General features: G+C 50.9%; 16 protein-coding genes. 11 read left to right on the forward strand and 5 right to left on the reverse strand.

Features of this window, described 5'->3' with window-relative positions; genetic code table 11:
- Positions 1 to 162: 162 nt before the first annotated feature.
- Complete coding sequence (gene mnmH / locus A1SC_RS00770; protein WP_016263014.1) at positions 163 to 1257, reverse strand: tRNA 2-selenouridine(34) synthase MnmH; 1095 nt, start codon at positions 1255 to 1257, stop codon at positions 163 to 165.
- 68 nt (positions 1258 to 1325) lie between these two features.
- A complete protein-coding gene (gene allS / locus A1SC_RS00765; RefSeq protein ID WP_000460115.1) occupies positions 1326 to 2252 on the reverse strand; it encodes an HTH-type transcriptional activator AllS in 927 nt (308 codons plus the stop codon).
- A 229-nt stretch (positions 2253 to 2481) separates the two neighbouring features.
- Here allS and allA point away from each other — a divergent pair, with 229 nt between their 5' ends.
- From allA to glxK, 9 genes are all read left to right on the forward strand, one after another.
- Positions 2482 to 2964, forward strand: a complete 483-nt coding sequence (gene allA / locus A1SC_RS00760; RefSeq protein ID WP_000776381.1) for an ureidoglycolate lyase — start codon at positions 2482 to 2484, stop codon at positions 2962 to 2964.
- Positions 2965 to 3041: 77 nt separating this feature from the next.
- The gene (gene allR, locus A1SC_RS00755) at positions 3042 to 3857 is read left to right on the forward strand and encodes an HTH-type transcriptional repressor AllR (RefSeq protein WP_000141275.1); all 816 of its coding nucleotides are present in this window, start codon (positions 3042 to 3044) and stop codon (positions 3855 to 3857) included.
- Between the two features lie 89 nt (positions 3858 to 3946).
- A complete protein-coding gene (gene gcl, locus A1SC_RS00750) occupies positions 3947 to 5728 on the forward strand; it encodes a glyoxylate carboligase (RefSeq protein WP_001515920.1) in 1782 nt (593 codons plus the stop codon).
- Positions 5729 to 5740: 12 nt separating this feature from the next.
- The gene (gene hyi / locus A1SC_RS00745) at positions 5741 to 6517 is read left to right on the forward strand and encodes a hydroxypyruvate isomerase (protein ID WP_016263015.1); all 777 of its coding nucleotides are present in this window, start codon (positions 5741 to 5743) and stop codon (positions 6515 to 6517) included.
- Positions 6518 to 6616: 99 nt separating this feature from the next.
- Entirely contained in the window at positions 6617 to 7495 is an 879-nt protein-coding gene (glxR, locus tag A1SC_RS00740; protein ID WP_000765824.1) for a 2-hydroxy-3-oxopropionate reductase, read from the forward strand.
- 196 nt (positions 7496 to 7691) lie between these two features.
- Entirely contained in the window at positions 7692 to 9146 is a 1455-nt protein-coding gene (locus A1SC_RS00735; RefSeq protein ID WP_000401079.1) for an allantoin transporter, read from the forward strand.
- A gap of 60 nt (positions 9147 to 9206) precedes the next feature.
- Positions 9207 to 10568: an allantoinase AllB gene (gene allB, locus A1SC_RS00730; protein ID WP_000006909.1), complete on the forward strand. Its 1362-nt coding sequence runs from the start codon at positions 9207 to 9209 to the stop codon at positions 10566 to 10568.
- Between the two features lie 54 nt (positions 10569 to 10622).
- Entirely contained in the window at positions 10623 to 11924 is a 1302-nt protein-coding gene (locus tag A1SC_RS00725) for a uracil/xanthine transporter (protein ID WP_016263016.1), read from the forward strand.
- Positions 11925 to 11945: 21 nt separating this feature from the next.
- The gene (gene glxK / locus A1SC_RS00720) at positions 11946 to 13091 is read left to right on the forward strand and encodes a glycerate 3-kinase (RefSeq protein ID WP_001515924.1); all 1146 of its coding nucleotides are present in this window, start codon (positions 11946 to 11948) and stop codon (positions 13089 to 13091) included.
- A gap of 221 nt (positions 13092 to 13312) precedes the next feature.
- Here the strand turns inward: glxK and allE are convergent, their stop codons facing one another.
- The 3 genes from allE to allD are packed head-to-tail and all read right to left on the reverse strand — an operon-like array spanning position 13313 to position 16415.
- The gene (gene allE, locus A1SC_RS00715; RefSeq protein ID WP_000540973.1) at positions 13313 to 14098 is read right to left on the reverse strand and encodes a (S)-ureidoglycine aminohydrolase; all 786 of its coding nucleotides are present in this window, start codon (positions 14096 to 14098) and stop codon (positions 13313 to 13315) included.
- 10 nt (positions 14099 to 14108) lie between these two features.
- Complete coding sequence (gene allC, locus A1SC_RS00710) at positions 14109 to 15344, reverse strand: allantoate deiminase (RefSeq protein ID WP_016263017.1); 1236 nt, start codon at positions 15342 to 15344, stop codon at positions 14109 to 14111.
- A gap of 21 nt (positions 15345 to 15365) precedes the next feature.
- Positions 15366 to 16415 carry an ureidoglycolate dehydrogenase gene (gene allD, locus A1SC_RS00705; protein ID WP_001515927.1) on the reverse strand — a complete coding sequence of 350 codons (1050 nt, stop codon included), beginning with the start codon at positions 16413 to 16415 and terminating at the stop codon, positions 15366 to 15368.
- A 316-nt stretch (positions 16416 to 16731) separates the two neighbouring features.
- On the opposite strand from allD, the gene A1SC_RS00700 reads away from it, so the two are divergent.
- Both A1SC_RS00700 and A1SC_RS00695 read left to right on the forward strand, forming a co-directional pair.
- A complete protein-coding gene (locus A1SC_RS00700) occupies positions 16732 to 18399 on the forward strand; it encodes an acyl-CoA synthetase FdrA (protein ID WP_016263018.1) in 1668 nt (555 codons plus the stop codon).
- A 9-nt stretch (positions 18400 to 18408) separates the two neighbouring features.
- Positions 18409 to 19668: a YlbE family protein gene (locus A1SC_RS00695; protein WP_000495419.1), complete on the forward strand. Its 1260-nt coding sequence runs from the start codon at positions 18409 to 18411 to the stop codon at positions 19666 to 19668.
- The last annotated feature ends 2 nt before the right edge of the window (positions 19669 to 19670 follow it).

Consider the following 19670-nt stretch of genomic DNA (forward strand, 5'->3'; position numbering starts at 1 on the left):
TAGGCCGGATGAGGCGCTTGTGCTGCATCCGGTAGCCGTGCACTGATGCCTGATGCGACGCTTTGCGCGTCTTATCAGGCCTACGGTCTACGGGCGAAATGTAGGCCGGATAAGGCGTTTACGCCGCATCCGGCATGAACAACGCGCACAGAATGCCGCCCATCACTGCGCCTTCACCCACTCCATCACTTCCGCCCACTCACCGCGAAAGACAACTTTTTCCGCTTTTTTCTCAAGCTGATAGCGATACATCGGGTCGTAATACTCTTCAAGCAGCGGCACCAGCCAGGCCATATGACCGTCGGTGCTGCCGGTTGCGCGTTGCGTTGTCAGCGCCGCATCCAGCCGTGCCGCCAGTTCGTTATAGCGCTGTAATCCCAGCCGACGTTTAATTGCTGAAAGCCCATGATGCAGGTACTCGCAATACTCTTGCCAGCCCTGTTCTTTACCATATGCATGGGTAAAATCATGATGCATACGCAAGAAATACTCTTCGTTCAGGCGTTCAAGACGGATCTCAAACGGATCTTCTACCACCGCAATCGCCGCCTGAGTCATTCGCTCGCGCAGGCATTCCGGCAGGTGATTCGAACCGATCATCCGGCTTTCATCTTCCAGCACCCACAGGCGCAGCTCCTGACGGGCGTCGGTTTTTAGCATTTCGGCGGCCAGCAGGTTTTCAAAACTCGCCTGGCTAAGTTGTGGTTGTAACGTGCGACCAAAAGCAGAACCACGATGGCGCGCCAGCCCTTCCAGATCAACACCGTTCGGTTGCTGTTGCACTAACAGCGTTTTGCCGCTGCCGGTACAACCGCCAATCAGCACTATCGGTTTTTTTGACAGTTCAATGGTCGCCTGAATCGCGGTCTGGCGCAGTGCCTTATAACCGCCTTCCACCAGCGGATAATCAATCCCTGCGTCATGCAGCCAGCGTTGCACAATATGTGAACGTTGACCGCCGCGGGCGCAGCAGAGAATACCTTGTGGATTTTGCAGGCACGCTGCCCGCCAGGCGTCCATGCGATGCTGACGAATTTCACCCGCCACCAGTTTATGCCCCAACGCCAGCGCCGCCTCTGATCCTTGCTGTTTATAGCAGGTGCCAACGGCGGCGCGTTCATCGTTATTCATTAACGGCAGGTTGATAGCGGCGGGCATTGCGCCTTGCTCAAACTCGATGGGGGCACGAACATCAATAATGGGCGTATCAGCAATCAGCAGGGCACGATAGTCCTGTTCCGTGTATCTCTCTTGCATAGTAAAAAGTGAACCTCAAATCAGCTTGCGCGCTATTTTACGCGCCAACGCGCAAGGAAACTTGATTTTTAACTACGTGGGTTGCCGAAAATTTCTAAAAAACCGCTGATTTCCGGCCTGCGCTGGGTAAACAAGGTCACAATATCTTCCACCGCTTTGCCGCTGCCAAACTTGCGCCATGCCAGACTTAATGGCGAAGGAGGGCGCATCGTCGGGATGACCCGGCTGACCAGTTGTTGATTATCAATCATCGACTGGCAAAGTGATTTTGGCAAAAAACCAATGCCAACGCCCGCCAGATGGGCGGCGATTTTCGTTTCCATATCAGGAACAATAATTTCCTTTTGTCCCGGCAAACGCCAGGCGACGCGTTTGGTTAAGGTTCGGGCGCTGTCTTCAATATTGACCGCCGGAAAGCGCCGTAACTGCGCTTCTGTTAGCGGCTCTTCAACGTTCGCCAGCGGATGATCCGCCGCGATAACAAAGCGCCATTGCACCGAACCTAAAGGATCAAGGCTAAAAGTATTTGCCAGTGCTTCGGTCCCCGTGACGCCGATAGCCAGGGAAAAGCCTTCGTACAATAGCGAATCCCAGACACCCATATAGATTTGTCGGGAGATGTGAAACTGGGTAAAGGGATAACGTTCATTCAGCCACGCCAGCAGTTGGGCGACGGCCTGGGGATTGTAGAGCAGGTTGTTGATGACGATATTCACCTGGCGTTCCACGCCATCATTCACCTGTTGCAGCTCGCTGGGCATACTTTCCAGCCAGCTCAGCCAGTCTCTGGCCTGACAAAGCAGATGCTCGCCTGCCGCTGTCAACGTCACGCTGCGAGTCGTGCGGAAAAACAACGCCACCCCGGTATTCTCTTCCAGAAGTTTAATGCGATAACTGATAGTCGCCGTGGTTTTACATAATCGTTCAGCCGCTTTTGAAAAACTTCCTGTTTCAGCAACAGCAATAAAAGTTCGCAAGGTTTCTGGATCAAACATCTTCAGGTATCCCAATTTAAATCAGCAAGTTGCGTGATTTTCCTGTCCTTTGATTTACCTGTATTTTCACATGATAACCCTGCGTGATTTGTGGACTAAATCTGGTTTTGGAAAAATATTCCAACTTTTGTATTGATGTTGTTCTCTTAAGGTTTTAGATTGCCTGTTATTGAAACCTGGCTGACCGGTCGGCGGTGGTTGAACGGAATTATGTTACAAGGACAAAAAGATGAAACTTCAGGTATTACCGTTAAGTCAGGAAGCCTTCAGTGCTTATGGCGACGTTATCGAAACGCAGCAACGGGATTTTTTCCATATAAACAATGGACTGGTGGAGCGTTATCACGATTTGGCGCTCGTTGAGATTCTTGAGCAAGACCGGACGCTTATCAGCATTAACCGCGCGCAACCGGCGAATCTGCCGCTGACCATCCACGAACTCGAACGCCATCCGTTGGGCACCCAGGCATTTATTCCGTTGAAAGGGGAAGCGTTTGTGGTGGTCGTGGCGTCAGGTGATGAAACCCCAGATCTGTCAACGCTGCGGGCGTTTATCACCAACGGTGAGCAGGGGGTGAATTACCATCGTAATGTCTGGCACCATCCGCTTTTCGCCTGGCAGCAGGTTACCGATTTTCTGACCATCGATCGCGGCGGCAGTGACAACTGTGATGTCGAAAGTATTCCTGAACAGGAACTCTGTTTTGCGTGACGCCTGGAACCGACTTGCATAAGATAAACTAATTGTTCATTGTTTATGCTCACTTGTAGGTCGGAGTTAACGTAGGTATGACGGAAGTTAGACGGCGCGGCAGGCCAGGACAGGCAGAGCCTGTGGCACAGAAGGGCGCACAGGCGTTAGAACGGGGAATTGCGATCCTGCAATATCTGGAAAAAAGTGGGGGAAGTTCATCGGTTAGCGATATTTCTCTCAATCTGGATTTGCCGCTCTCAACGACCTTTCGCTTGCTGAAGGTTTTACAGGCAGCGGATTTTGTCTATCAGGACAGTCAGTTAGGCTGGTGGCATATAGGATTAGGTGTCTTTAACGTCGGCGCGGCGTATATCCATAACCGCGATGTCCTCTCCGTTGCCGGGCCGTTTATGCGCCGCCTGATGTTGCTTTCCGGCGAGACGGTCAATGTCGCAATTCGTAACGGCAATGAAGCGGTTTTAATTGGTCAGTTAGAGTGTAAATCGATGGTCAGGATGTGCGCGCCGCTGGGCAGTCGTCTGCCGTTACATGCTTCCGGCGCAGGCAAGGCGCTGCTTTATCCGCTGGCGGAAGAGGAGCTGATGAGCATCATCCTGCAAACCGGTTTGCAGCAGTTTACGCCAACGACGCTTGTGGATATGCCCACCTTGCTGAAGGACCTGGAACAAGCGCGTGAACTGGGCTATACCGTAGATAAAGAAGAGCATGTTGTAGGCCTGAATTGCATAGCTTCAGCAATTTACGACGATGTAGGTAGTGTTGTTGCCGCTATCTCTATCTCCGGGCCTTCATCACGACTGACAGAAGATCGTTTTGTCAGCCAGGGTGAGCTGGTCAGAGACACCGCCCGCGATATTAGTACGGCGTTGGGACTGAAAGCACATCCATAGTGTCTGTCGCATCCCGCTCTGCGGAGCGGGTTTTTTTGACAAAAAATGAAAGTTGGAAAATTTTTCCAATTAATAGAGGTAGGAATAAAATGGCAAAAATGAGAGCCGTTGACGCGGCAATGTATGTGCTGGAGAAAGAAGGTATCACCACCGCCTTCGGCGTTCCGGGAGCAGCAATCAACCCTTTCTATTCAGCGATGCGTAAGCACGGCGGTATTCGTCACATCCTGGCGCGTCACGTAGAAGGTGCGTCGCACATGGCGGAAGGCTATACCCGCGCAACGGCAGGGAATATCGGCGTTTGTTTGGGGACTTCCGGGCCTGCGGGCACGGACATGATCACCGCGCTCTATTCTGCTTCTGCTGATTCCATTCCTATTTTGTGTATTACCGGTCAGGCTCCGCGCGCTCGTCTGCATAAAGAAGATTTCCAGGCGGTGGATATCGAAGCTATCGCCAAACCGGTCAGTAAAATGGCGGTTACTGTACGTGAAGCGGCGCTGGTGCCTCGTGTGCTGCAACAGGCATTTCACCTGATGCGTTCTGGTCGTCCGGGTCCGGTACTGGTGGATTTACCGTTCGACGTTCAGGTTGCGGAAATCGAGTTTGATCCTGACATGTACGAACCGCTGCCGGCCTACAAACCTGCTGCCAGCCGTATGCAGATCGAAAAAGCGGTAGAAATGTTAATTCAGGCCGAACGTCCGGTGATTGTTGCCGGGGGCGGGGTAATCAACGCCGATGCCGCGGCGCTGTTACAACAGTTTGCTGAACTGACCAGTGTTCCGGTGATCCCAACGCTGATGGGCTGGGGCTGTATTCCGGACGATCACGAACTGATGGCCGGGATGGTGGGGCTGCAAACCGCGCATCGCTACGGTAACGCAACGTTGCTGGCGTCCGACATGGTGTTTGGTATTGGTAACCGTTTTGCCAACCGTCATACCGGTTCGGTAGAGAAATACACCGAAGGGCGCAAAATCGTCCACATCGATATTGAGCCGACACAAATTGGCCGCGTGCTGTGTCCGGATCTGGGTATTGTCTCTGACGCTAAAGCGGCGCTGATGCTGCTGGTTGAAGTGGCGCAGGAGATGCAAAAAGCCGGGCGTCTGCCTTGTCGTAAAGAGTGGGTTGCAGAGTGCCAGCAGCGCAAACGCACTCTGCTGCGCAAAACCCACTTCGACAACGTGCCGGTGAAACCGCAGCGCGTGTATGAAGAGATGAACAAAGCCTTTGGACGCGATGTTTGCTATGTCACCACTATTGGTCTGTCGCAAATTGCCGCTGCACAAATGCTGCATGTCTTTAAAGACCGTCACTGGATCAACTGTGGTCAGGCAGGCCCGCTGGGCTGGACCATTCCGGCGGCGCTGGGCGTGTGTGCGGCTGATCCAGAGCGTAATGTGGTGGCGATTTCCGGTGACTTCGACTTCCAGTTCCTGATTGAAGAGTTAGCCGTTGGCGCACAGTTCAACATTCCGTACATCCATGTGCTGGTCAATAACGCCTATCTCGGTCTGATTCGCCAGTCGCAGCGTGCATTTGATATGGATTACTGCGTACAGCTCGCGTTCGAAAATATTAACTCCAGTGATGTAAACGGTTATGGCGTTGACCACGTGAAAGTAGCGGAAGGTTTAGGTTGTAAAGCCATTCGCGTCTTCAAACCGGAAGATATTGCTCCGGCCTTTGAACAGGCGAAAGCCTTAATGAATCAGTACCGTGTTCCGGTGGTAGTGGAAATTATGCTGGAGCGTGTGACTAATATTTCGATGGGCAGTGAACTGGATAACGTCATGGAATTTGAAGATATTGCGGATAACGCAGTGGACGCGCCGACGGAAACCTGTTTCATGCACTATGAATAAGGGAGATAAATAATGTTACGTTTCTCTGCTAATTTATCGATGTTATTTGGCGAATATGATTTTCTCAGCCGTTTTGAGAAAGCCGCTCAGTGTGGTTTTCGCGGTGTTGAATTTATGTTTCCTTATGACTACGACATTGAAGAATTAAAACAGGTACTGGTGAGTAATAAACTTGAACATACGCTGCATAATTTACCGGCGGGTGACTGGGCGGCAGGCGAGCGGGGTATTGCCTGTATTCCAGGGCGTGAAGAAGAGTTTCGTGATGGCGTAGCAGCAGCGATTCGTTATGCCCGTGCGCTGGGTAATAAAAAAGTTAACTGTCTGGTCGGGAAAACACCAGCAGGCTTCAGCAGTGAACAGATTCACGCAACGCTTGTGGAAAATCTGCGTTATGCCGCGAATATGCTGATGAAAGAAGATATTTTATTATTGATTGAGCCAATCAACCATTTCGATATTCCTGGTTTTCATCTCACCGGAACTCAGCAGGCACTGGAACTGATTGAAGATGTTGGCTGCTGCAATGTAAAAATCCAGTATGACATTTATCATATGCAACGGATGGAAGGTGAATTAACCAATACCATAACCCAATGGGCCGATAAAATTGGTCATCTGCAAATCGCTGATAATCCACATCGCGGCGAACCAGGAACCGGAGAAATTAATTACGATTATCTCTTTACGGTAATTGAAAATTCTGACTACAACGGTTGGGTTGGGTGTGAATATAAACCCAAAACCACTACGGAAGCCGGTTTACGCTGGATGGAACCGTACCGTTAAAACGTAACGCTGTTCAGACAATGCTTTTTTAGGCCGCAACATCGGCAGGGGATCGTGTTGTCTGAATTCAGGAATGGCGACATTTAAAAGAGGTTAATTATGAAACTGGGATTTATTGGCTTAGGCATTATGGGCACCCCGATGGCCATTAATCTGGCGCGTGCCGGTCATCAATTACATGTCACAACCATTGGACCGGTTGCTGATGAATTACTGTCACTCGGTGCCGTTAATGTCGAAACCGCGCGCCAGGTAACGGACGCTGTCGACATCATTTTTATTATGGTGCCGGATACGCCGCACGTTGAAGAGGTTCTGTTTGGTGACAATGGCTGTACTAAAGCTGCGCTGAAGGGCAAAACCATTGTTGATATGAGTTCTATTTCACCGATTGAAACTAAACGTTTTGCTCGTCAGGTAAATGAACTGGGTGGTGATTATCTCGATGCGCCCGTTTCCGGCGGTGAAATTGGCGCGCGTGAAGGGACGTTGTCAATTATGGTTGGCGGTGACGAAGCGGTATTTGAACGCGTGAAACCGCTGTTTGAACTGCTCGGTAAAAATATCACCCTCGTGGGCGGTAACGGCGACGGTCAAACCTGCAAAGTGGCGAACCAGATTATCGTGGCGCTCAATATTGAAGCGGTTTCTGAAGCCCTGTTGTTTGCTTCGAAAGCCGGTGCTGATCCTGTGCGTGTGCGTCAGGCGTTGATGGGCGGCTTTGCCTCCTCGCGCATTCTGGAAGTTCACGGAGAGCGTATGATTAAACGCACCTTTAATCCGGGCTTCAAAATCGCTCTGCACCAGAAAGATCTCAACCTGGCGCTACAAAGTGCGAAAGCGCTGGCGCTGAATCTGCCAAACACCGCGACCTGCCAGGAATTATTTAATACCTGTGCAGCAAACGGCGGCAGCCAGTTGGATCACTCTGCGTTAGTGCAGGCGCTGGAATTAATGGCGAATCATAAACTGGCCTGATAAATGAGCATCATGGCTGATGAAGCTACGATGCCCGCAATAAATAATGGCCGATATCAAATAATTGATTCGGCCTGCAGTAAAAAAGAAAGCAGCCAACGATGTTGCTTCAGTATTAAATCTATTTTTTATTTTATTAGTTCCTCATAGCTAGATTAAAACAGCGTTATTCAATACGTGAAATTAAGAGGGATTTATGGAACATCAGAGAAAACTATTCCAGCAACGTGGCTATAGCGAAGATCTATTACCGAAAACGCAAAACCAGCGGACCTGGAAAACATTTAACTATTTTACCTTATGGATGGGGTCGGTACATAACGTTCCCAACTACGTAATGGTAGGTGGCTTTTTTATTCTCGGCTTGTCTACCTTTAGTATTATGCTGGCAATTATCCTTAGTGCCTTTTTTATTGCAGCGGTAATGGTATTAAACGGTGCGGCGGGCAGTAAATACGGCGTACCATTTGCCATGATCCTGCGTGCTTCTTACGGTGTACGTGGCGCACTGTTTCCCGGATTATTAAGAGGTGGTATTGCCGCTATCATGTGGTTTGGCCTGCAATGCTACGCGGGGTCACTGGCCTGCTTGATCCTGATTGGCAAAATCTGGCCGGGGTTTTTAACTCTCGGTGGTGATTTCACTCTGTTAGGACTTTCTCTACCCGGCCTGATTACCTTCTTGTTTTTTTGGCTGGTTAACGTTGGAATTGGCTTCGGTGGCGGCAAAGTTTTAAATAAATTCACCGCCATTCTTAACCCGTGCATCTATATCGTTTTCGGTGGCATGGCGATTTGGGCGATTTCGTTGGTTGGGATCGGTCCAATCCTCGACTACATCCCCAGTGGTGTACAAAAAGCAGAAAACAGTGGTTTCCTGTTCCTGGTGGTGATAAACGCGGTGGTTGCGGTCTGGGCAGCACCGGCGGTAAGCGCATCCGACTTTACGCAAAACGCCCACTCGTTTCGTGAGCAGGCGCTGGGGCAAACGCTGGGTCTGGTCGTGGCCTATATTCTGTTTGCGGTTGCTGGGGTAAGTATTATTGCCGGAGCCAGTATTCATTACGGCGCTGATACCTGGAACGTGCTGGATATTGTTCAACGTTGGGACAGCCTGTTCGCCTCATTCTTTGCGGTACTGGTTATTCTGATGACGACCATTTCGACTAACGCCACCGGTAATATTATTCCGGCCGGTTATCAGATTGCTGCTATTGCACCGACGAAACTGACCTATAAAAACGGCGTACTGATTGCCAGTATTATCAGCCTGCTGATCTGCCCGTGGAAATTAATGGAAAATCAGGACAGTATTTATCTGTTCCTCGATATTATCGGCGGAATGCTGGGGCCGGTAATTGGTGTGATGATGGCTCACTATTTCGTGGTCATGCGTGGGCAAATTAATCTTGATGAATTGTATACCGCATCCGGTGATTTTAAATACTACGATAACGGCTTTAACCTTACCGCGTTCTCAGTAACTCTGGTGGCGGTTATTTTATCTCTCGGCGGTAAATTTATTCCGCTCATGGAACCATTATCTCGAATTTCATGGTTTGTCGGCGTTATCGTCGCCTTTGCGGCTTACGCTTTATTAAAAAAACGCACAGCAATAGAAAAAACAGGAGAACAAAAAGTCACAGGTTAATTAATCCCGATATTGAACATTGAGTTAAAAAACCAATCTGTATTTTACAAGGAGTTTGTTATGTCTTTTGATTTAATTATTAAAAACGGCACTGTCATTTTAGAAAATGAAGCTCGCGTTGTAGATATCGCCGTTAAAGGCGGAAAAATTGCCGCTATCGGTCAGGAGCTGGGCGATGCAAAAGAAATTATGGATGCGTCTGGTCTGGTGGTCTCTCCGGGCATGGTTGATGCGCACACCCATATTTCTGAGCCAGGTCGCAGCCACTGGGAAGGTTATGAAACCGGCACTCGCGCAGCGGCAAAAGGCGGTATTACCACCATGATCGAAATGCCGCTCAACCAGTTGCCAGCTACCGTTGACCGCGCTTCTATTGAACTGAAGTTTGATGCCGCTAAAGGCAAGCTGACTATCGATGCGGCACAACTCGGTGGCCTGGTGTCTTACAACATCGACCGTCTGCATGAGCTGGATGAAGTGGGCGTTGTCGGCTTCAAATGCTTCGTCGCAACCTGTGGCGATCGCGGTATCGACAATGACTTCCGTGACGTCAATGACTGGCAGTTCTTCAAAGGCGCGCAGAAGCTGGGCGAGCTGGGTCAGCCGGTGCTGGTGCACTGCGAAAACGCGCTGATCTGTGACGAACTGGGCGAAGAAGCGAAGCGTGAAGGCCGCGTAACCGCGCATGACTATGTCGCTTCGCGCCCGGTATTTACGGAAGTGGAAGCGATTCGCCGCGTACTGTATCTGGCAAAAGTTGCCGGTTGCCGTCTGCACGTTTGCCACATCAGCAGCCCGGAAGGTGTTGAAGAAGTGACTCGTGCGCGTCAGGAAGGTCAGGACGTTACCTGTGAATCCTGCCCGCATTACTTTGTGCTGGATACCGATCAGTTTGAAGAAATAGGCACTCTGGCGAAGTGTTCACCGCCGATCCGCGATTTGGAAAACCAGAACGGCATGTGGGAAAAACTGTTCAACGGTGAAATCGACTGCCTGGTTTCTGACCACTCTCCATGCCCTCCTGAAATGAAAGCCGGTAACATCATGAAAGCATGGGGCGGTATCGCTGGTCTGCAAAGCTGCATGGACGTGATGTTCGATGAAGCGGTACAGAAACGTGGTATGTCTCTGGCCATGTTCGGCAAATTAATGGCCACCAATGCGGCGGATATTTTCGGTTTGCAGCAAAAAGGTCGTATCGCCCCAGGAAAAGATGCCGACTTCGTCTTCATTCAGCCGAATAGCAGCTATGTTCTTACCAATGACGATTTGGAATATCGCCACAAAGTCAGCCCGTATGTTGGCCGTACCATTGGCGCGCGTATCACGAAAACCATCTTACGTGGTGATGTGATTTACGACATCGAACAGGGCTTCCCTGTTGCGCCTAAAGGTCAATTTATCCTTAAACATCAGCAGTAATCTGGCCCCTGCAATGCCCGCCGCGTGCGGGCATTCTCCGGTTAAGGTGTGTTTATGTTCAATTTTGTAGTCAGCCGCGAAAGCCTGTTATCAGGGTTTCAGTGGTTTTTCTTTATTTTTTGCAACACCGTTGTGGTTCCTCCTACGTTGCTTTCGGCTTTTCAGTTGCCGCAAAGTAGCCTGCTTACGCTCACCCAATATGCTTTTCTCTCTACCGCGCTGGCCTGCTTTGCTCAGGCATTCTGCGGTCATCGTCGCGCAATTATGGAAGGGCCGGGGGGCCTGTGGTGGGGAACCATCCTCACCATCACCCTCGGAGAAGCGTCGCGCGGTACACCGATCAACGATATCGCCACCAGTCTGGCGGTGGGAATTGCGCTCTCCGGCGTACTGACAATAATGATTGGTGTTAGTGGCTTAGGTCATCGCCTGGCGCGGTTATTTACCCCGACGGTGATGGTGCTGTTTATGCTGATGCTTGGCGCACAACTGACCAGCATCTTTTTTAAAGGTATGCTCGGGCTGCCGTTTGGCATAGCCGATCCTGATTTTAAAATTCAGTTACCGCCGTTCGCGCTCTCGGTGGCGGTAATGTGCCTGGTGCTGGCGATGATTATCTTTCTGCCGCAACGTTTTGCCCGTTACGGCTTGCTGGTCGGCACGATAACCGGGTGGTTGTTATGGCATTTTTGCTTTTCGTCCTCGCATTCGCTTTCCGGTGAGTTGCACTGGCAGTGGTTCCCGCTCGGCAGTGGTGGCACGTTGTCACCGGGAATTATTCTGACGGCGGTGATTACCGGTCTGGTTAATATCAGTAATACCTACGGTGCGATTCGCGGTACAGATGTTTTTTATCCGCAACAGGGCGCGGGGAATGCGCGTTATCGTCGCAGCTTTGTGGTGACCGGATTTATGACCTTGATAACCGTACCGTTGTCGGTAATTCCATTCTCGCCGTTTGTTTCATCAATTGGTTTATTAACCCAGACCGGCGATTACTCGCGACGCTCGTTTATTTATGGCAGCGTTATTTGTCTGCTGGTGGCGCTGATTCCTGCACTTACACGACTGTTCTGTAGTATTCCATTACCGGTGAGTAGCGCGGTTATGCTGGTTTCTTATCTACCGCTGCTCTTTTCTGCTCTGGTATTTAGCCAGCAAATAACTTTTACCTCTCGCAATATTTATCGCCTCGCATTGCCGTTATTTGTCGGCATATTTTTAATGGCATTACCGCCTGTGTATCTGCAAGATCTTCCATTAACGCTTCGTCCTCTACTCAGTAACGGCCTACTGGTCGGAATTTTACTGGCTGTTCTTATGGATAATCTAATTCCGTGGGAACGCATCGAATAATTTGTTGAAAAAGGATTAATAATGAAAATTGTCATTGCGCCAGACTCTTTTAAAGAGAGCTTAAGTGCAGAAAAATGTTGTCAGGCAATTAAAGCTGGATTTTCGACCCTCTTTCCCGATGCGCACTATATCTGTTTGCCGATAGCGGATGGTGGAGAGGGGACGGTTGATGCGATGGTTGCTGCGACGGGCGGCAAAATCGTGACGCATGAAGTCTGTGGACCGATGGGCGAAAAAGTGAATGCTTTTTATGGCATTACTGGGGATGGGAAAACGGCGGTGATCGAGATGGCGGCGGCAAGTGGCCTGATGCTGGTCGCACCTGAAAAGCGTAATCCGCTACTGGCGTCAAGTTATGGCACCGGTGAGTTAATTCGCCATGCGCTTGATAACAGCATTCGTCATATTATTCTCGGCATTGGCGGCAGCGCGACGGTAGACGGCGGCATGGGCATGGCGCAGGCACTCGGTGTGCGTTTTCTCGATGCTGATGGTCTGGTGCTGGCGGCAAATGGCGGTAATTTAGCCCGTGTGGCAAGCATTGAGATAGAGGAGCGCGATCCGCGTCTGGTGAGCTGCCATATCGAAGTCGCGTGCGATGTCGATAACCCGCTGGTAGGGGCACGCGGTGCGGCTACGGTGTTTGGCCCACAAAAGGGGGCAACGCCGGAAATGGTCGAAGAGCTGGAGCAGGGGCTGCAAAATTACGCCCGTGTTTTACAACAGCAAACTGAAATTAACGTCTGCCAGATGGCAGGTGGCGGCGCAGCGGGCGGAATGGGCATTGCGGCGGCAGTGTTTCTCAATGCGGATATCAAACCGGGTATTGATATTGTGTTAAATGCGGTCAATCTTGCGCAGGCGGTGCAAGGTGCGGCGCTGGTGATCACCGGTGAGGGGCGCATTGACTCACAAACGGCAGGCGGTAAAGCGCCGCTGGGTGTGGCGTCAGTGGCGAAGAAATTAAATGTCCCGGTGATTGGGATTGCTGGCGTATTGGGTGATGGCGTGGAAGTGGTGCATCAATATGGTATCGACGCTGTTTTCAGTATACTGCCGCGGCTGGCACCTTTAGCCGAAGTGCTTGCCAGTGGTGAAACCAATCTCTTTAACAGCGCGCGGAATATTGCCTGTGCCATTAAAATAGGTCAGGGAATTAAACTCTGATTCTTACCTTAATAAAGTGGATGCGGTTCATATCGCATCCGTTCAGATTACTGACAACGTGCGTGTTGTGTATGCCGGTTCCGTCCTGGAAATCGCGAAAATTATCATGTAGGCCTGATAAGTGAAGCGCATCAGGTAATGTTGCGAAAAAAAAGCCACGGTATAAACCGTGGCGAAATCCAACATAGCTAAAATAAAAATCTCAGCGAGAGTGGTATTAATTAAATCTCAACGTCGCGGTTGCAATCTTTCGAATAAATATAACTAAACGCTTCACCGCGCCCTACGCCATAACCGGCTTGCAAGGAATATGCGCCCATAAAGATGTAATCGCCTTTTTTCACTGGGATCCAGTTATTGTCGAGGTTATAAACCCCCTGACCGGAAAGAATATAGGCACCGTGTTCCTGAACGTGGGTTTCGATATAACCGTGGCTGGCACCTGGCGCAAAAGAGAGGATATGCATGTTCATATCAAAGCCTAACTCTTTTGGCAGGAAGTCCAGCAGGATCACATCGTCCATACCTTCATAGTGAATACGTTCCAGTTCATTTGCATTGCCAGAAACCAGCCACGGCGCATGGCCTTCTACCGGAATATAACGGCGCTTATATAAGAAGATTTGGCTGTCTTCGGTCTGGGAATTAACAAACGTCATTAAGGAACCTGGCGGGCAATACAGATACCCACCTTCGCTTAAGTCAAATTTTTTCCCTTCAGCTTCGGCAGTGATATTTCCAGAAATCACATACAGGAAAGTTTCTATCCCATCGCCGCCGAAACCCTGCTGATTACCGCCGTTTTGATGCAGCGTGACCAGATAATCGACAAACGTAGCGCCCAGCTTTGGTGTAGACAGGATCGTCGAGTCACAATTTTCAAAGCCCGGAATAATATTTTTCACCAGGCCGTCTGGGGTTAACAGTGCGAAATTACCGTGTTTCACAATCGCGCGGTTAGCCAGTAAATCATCGCGGTAACCCGTGACGTTATTTAAATATCCCATTTATGACTCCTTATTTCTGCCAGGCAAGTTGATAAAGTATGAGTGCCAACGTTTTGACCCCTTCGGCAAGGTCGTTAATATTGGTGCGTTCCGCCGGGTTATGGCTGATCCCGTTAATGCTGGGAATGAAAATCATGCAGGTCGGCACGCGAGGCGCGAAAATTTGCGCGTCGTGTCCGGCACCGCTGTGCATTACCCGATAGTTCAGGGCTTCCTTCTTGCACAGCTCCGTCAGGGTGGCGACCAGTTCTTTGTTCATTGGCACGGGTTCTTCATCCATCCATAAATCGATATCAATACCGATATCCATTTCATCGCAAATCGCCCGCATGTCGTTTTCTAACCGTTGGGTGAAATCACGCAACACGGCGGCGTCAGTATGGCGACAATCAATAGTGAAAGTGGTTTTCCCCGGCACCACATTCACCGTATTCGGGCGCGGCTCCACCTTGCCAAAGGTGAGCACCAGCGGATCGCCCATCTTTTTCGCTTTTTTAACCGCTTGATTGCAAATGCGACTGAACGCGTAGACCGTATCACGACGATAGCCCATCGGCGTGGTGCCTGCATGGTTTGATTCGCCGTTCAGCGTCACCGTGTAGCGACGTTGCCCGACAATTGCATTCACGATGCCAATTGATTGACCATTACTTTCCAGCACACAGCCTTGTTCAATATGCAGTTCGACAAAGGCTTTGATGTCCTCGCGTGGTGGTAGCGGCGCGTTCGGCAGGACAAATCCGCAGGCGAGCATCGCATCAAGGAAGCTGTTGCCTTTGGCATCACAGATATTCCGCACATCGTCAGGATTCGCCAGACCGAAAATGTTTTTACTGCCCCAGAAGACATATGGGAAGCGGCTGCCTTCTTCTTCTGCCATCGCCACCACTTCGACTGTACGCAGCGGCGCGCCGTATTGCGTTTTCAGCCAGTCAATTGCCAGCCACGCCGCCAGTGCGCCGAATTGCCCGTCAAGGTTACCGCCGTTAACAACGGTATCGATATGCGAACCGCTCAGAACCACTTCCTGTGGGTATTCGGTGCCGCTCAGGCGGCCGTATAAATTCCCCACTTTGTCGAAATGTGTTTCCAGCCCGCTGACGGCCATTCTTTTTTTGAATTGTTGCTGGGTTTCCAGCCATTCCGGCGAATAAAGTAAACGGGTCATTCCACCCGTTGGGTCTGCGCCAAAAGAGGAAAGCCAGGGCAGCGTTTCTTCTATGGCCTGGCGAAAATGTGTGATCATAGGAAAGTCCTGTCTCAATTATTATTGTGCAAAGGGATTTTTCGTTTCATATGACGTGTTATAAAGCGCGTCGGAAATTAAATACTGGTAAATATCATCAACAATCTCGATACCTTCGACGGCGGCTTTGCGTTGTTTAATATCTTGATCCTGTCCGGGATAATAAACCTGGCTAAAACCGGGCGCGGGGGTAATGGCATTTAATTCGCACATGGTCTGGCTAAGATGTTGTCGGAATAATTCGCTGGAGGAGAAAAAGTCAGGATTAATTACCAGATGTAATTGCCCCAAATTACGTCCGGCGTGTAAATCGTCATACATTGAACTGACCTGACGCCCGAACGGTAAACCGAGTAACACGCCTGAAAGCAGATCAATCATCATCATCAGGCCATAACCTTTCGGTCCGGCAGCGGGCAGCAGGGCGTTAACCGAGAATGGATCGGCTGTTGGTGCTCCGTTTTTATCGACCGCCCAGGTCTCCGGAATAGACATATTGCGCGAGCGCGCGTCGAGTACTTTCCCCCATGCCTGTACGGTAGTCGCCATATCAAAGGTAAGGATCTCGTCACTTTCTCCCGGCGCGGCAAAGGCCAGCGGGTTAGTACCGTAGTAAATTTCCGCCCCACCAAATGGCACCACCATGGGATCGGACTGACACATCGAAATGCCAATTAATCCGGCGTGAGCTGCCTGCTGCACAAAATAAGAGATTGCACCGCTGTGCCCCATCCGACTAATGCCGACCACGGCAACGCCATTTTGTTGGGCGGTTTTGATGGCATGTTCCATAGCCATTTTTGCGGCAACCTGCCCGGCGGCGTTGTCGGCATGTAAAATTGCCGAGCACGGCCCTGTCTCCTCAAGACGGAATGCCGGTTCGCGGTTAGTGCCGCCTTTTGAAATGCGTTCTGCGTAGTATTCCACGCGTACCGCGCCATGAGAGTGGATCCCTCTGGCATCGGCGTAAACCAATACTTCAGCAACGGTTGCAGCGTGCTCACGTTTTAACCCAGCCAGGCAGAGTTTATTCTCAATTAGCTGGTGGAGTGTTTCCCGACTGATTTTCATCTGTCTTCCTTTTTAACGACGGTGTGAAGCATGACTGCAATTAACATACAGGGAAAATATCTGGATTATGTGATCCAGACAGGCAAAAAAATATAGTTAGAATTTATTTGATAATCCGCCTGTTTTTAATCTGATTTTTAAAATTACGTCGCTTGTTAAAAAATAACACGTAATGCTCTGGCGGTTATTTGATTTATTTTACTAATAATCTCTGTGTGATGTTTATCACCTTATTTACCATCGACCGACGATACCGTAATTGACACATTAATACTGCTCGTGCAATTGCCATGGGTGCAATTTTTAAGGAGTTGTTATGAACCACGCCTTTATTAAAAAAGGGTGTTTTCAGGATTCGGTCAGTTTAATGATTATTTCACGAAAACTCAGCGAATCAGAAAATGTTGATGATGTTTCCGTAATGATGGGTACGCCCGCTAATAAAGCGTTATTAGAGACTACAGGTTTCTGGCATGACGATTTTAATAACGCCACGCCGAACGATATTTGCGTGGCAATTCGTAGCGAAGCGGCGGATGCGGGGATCGCGCAGGCGATTATGCAGCAGCTTGAAGAGGCGTTAAAGCAACTGGCGCAGGGGACGGTCAGCAGCCAGGCGTTAACGCAGGTGCGCCGCTGGGATAGCGCCTGTCAGAAATTACCCGACGCTAATCTGGCGCTGATTTCAGTGGCGGGTGAGTACGCGGCGGAACTGGCTAATCAGGCGCTGGATCGCAACCTCAACGTGATGATGTTCTCCGATAACGTCACGCTGGAAGACGAAATCCAACTCAAAACTCATGCGCGGGAAAAAGGCTTGCTGGTGATGGGGCCGGATTGCGGTACGTCGATGATTGCCTCTACGCCGCTGGCTTTCGCTAATGTGATGCCGGAAGGCAATATTGGTGTCATTGGCGCTTCTGGTACAGGGATCCAGGAATTGTGCTCGCAGATTGCGCTGGCAGGGGAGGGGATCTCCCACGCAATTGGTCTGGGCGGGCGCGATCTCAGCCGTGAAGTGGGCGGCATCAGTGCGCTGACGGCGCTGGAAATGCTCAGTGCAGACGAGAAAAGCGAAGTGCTGGCGTTTGTCTCAAAACCGCCAGCCGAAGCCGTGCGCCTGAAAATTGTTAATGCCATGAAAGTAACCGGCAAACCGACGGTGGCGCTGTTTTTAGGTTATACCCCGACGGCGACTCGTGACGAGAATGTGTGGTTTTCCTCCTCGCTGGATGATGCCGCGCGTCTGGCTTGCCTGCTTTCACGCGTTACAGCGCGACGTAACGCGATAGCTCCGGCCAGCAGTGGATTTATTTGCGGCTTGTATACCGGCGGTACGCTGGCAGCCGAAGCGGCGGGATTACTCGCCGGACATCTGGGCGTGCCAGCCGACGATGCCCATCATCACGGCATGATGCTGGACGCTGATGGTCACCAGATCCTCGATCTGGGCGATGATTTCTACACCGTCGGGCGTCCCCATCCGATGATCGACCCGACGTTACGTAATCTGTTGATTGCCGATCTCGGTGCTAAACCACAAGTGCGTGTATTGCTACTCGATGTGGTGATTGGTTTTGGTGCGACTGCCGATCCTGCCGCATCGCTGGTAAGCGCATGGCAACAAGCCTGTGACGCCCGTCCAGATAGTCAACCTCTGTATGCCATTGCCACGGTGACGGGTACTGAACGTGACCCGCAATGCCGTTCGCAACAAATTGCCACACTGGAAGATGCGGGGATCGCGGTGGTCAGTTCACTGCCTGAAGCCACGTTGCTGGCGGCGGCGCTGATTCATCCGCTTTCGCCAGCCACGCATAAATACACTCCATCATTACTGAAAAACGTCGCTGTGATTAACGCCGGGTTACGCAGTTTTGCGCTGGATCTTCAAAGTGCCAGCAAACCGGTAGTGCATTACCAATGGGTGCCAGTCGCTGGCGGCAATAAAAAACTGGCTCGTTTATTAGAACGTTTGCAATAAGGGGTTCCCATGTTTACATCAGTGGCGCAAGCCAATACTGCGGTTATCGAACAAATTCGTCGCGCTCGTCCACACTGGCTGGATGTGCAACCGGCTTCTTCACTCATTAGCGCGTTAAATCAGGGTAAAACACTGCTTCACGCCGGGCCACCGATGCGCTGGCAGGAGATGACCGGGCCAATGAAAGGAGCGTGCGTGGGCGCATGTCTGTTCGAAGGCTGGGCAAAAGATGAAGCGCAGGCTTTGGCGATGCTGGAGCAGGGGGAAGTGAACTTCATTCCTTGCCACCATGTGAATGCTGTCGGACCAATGGGCGGTATTACCTCTGCCAGTATGCCGATGCTGGTGGTTGAGAATGTGACCGACGGTAACCGGGCGTATTGCAACCTCAACGAAGGTATCGGCAAAGTGATGCGTTTCGGTGCCTATGGCGAAGATGTTCTGACTCGCCATCGCTGGATGCGCGATGTGTTGATGCCAGTATTAAGCGCCGCGCTGGGGCGCATGGAGCATGGTATCGATCTCACCGCGATGATGGCGCAGGGCATTACGATGGGCGATGAGTTCCATCAACGCAACATTGCTTCCTCAGCACTGTTGATGCGTGCGCTGGCACCGCAAATCGCCCGTCTCGATCACGATAAACAGCAAATCGCGGAGGTGATGGACTTCCTTAGCGTGACCGATCAGTTCTTCCTCAATCTCGCGATGGCCTATTGCAAGGCGGCGATGGATGCAGGCGCGATGATCCGCGCGGGCAGCATCGTTACGGCAATGACCCGCAACGGCAATATGTTTGGGATTCGGGTAAGCGGTCTGGGCGATCGCTGGTTTACTGCGCCAGTTAACACTCCACAAGGTCTGTTTTTCTCCGGCTTCTCGCAGGAGCAGGCGAATCCGGATATGGGCGATAGCGCGATTACCGAAACCTTTGGTATCGGTGGAGCGGCAATGATCGCCGCCCCAGGCGTAACGCGCTTTGTCGGTGCGGGTGGCGTGGAGGCTGCAAGAACGGTATCTGAAGAGATGGCGGAAATCTTCCTTGAACGCAATATGCAGTTGCCGATCCCCGGCTGGGATTTCCAGGGCGCATGTCTGGGGCTGGATATTCGTCGCGTTGTGGAAACCGGCATTACGCCGCTCATCAATACTGGTATCGCCCATAAAGAAGCGGGGATCGGGCAGATAGGGGCAGGCACTGTACGGGCACCGCTGGCCTGCTTTGAACAGGCGCTGGAAGCCCTGGCTGAAAGTATGGGTATTGGTTGAGG

It is taken from the genome of Escherichia sp. KTE52 (genome assembly GCF_000408325.1).
Classification (GTDB): domain Bacteria; phylum Pseudomonadota; class Gammaproteobacteria; order Enterobacterales; family Enterobacteriaceae; genus Escherichia; species Escherichia marmotae.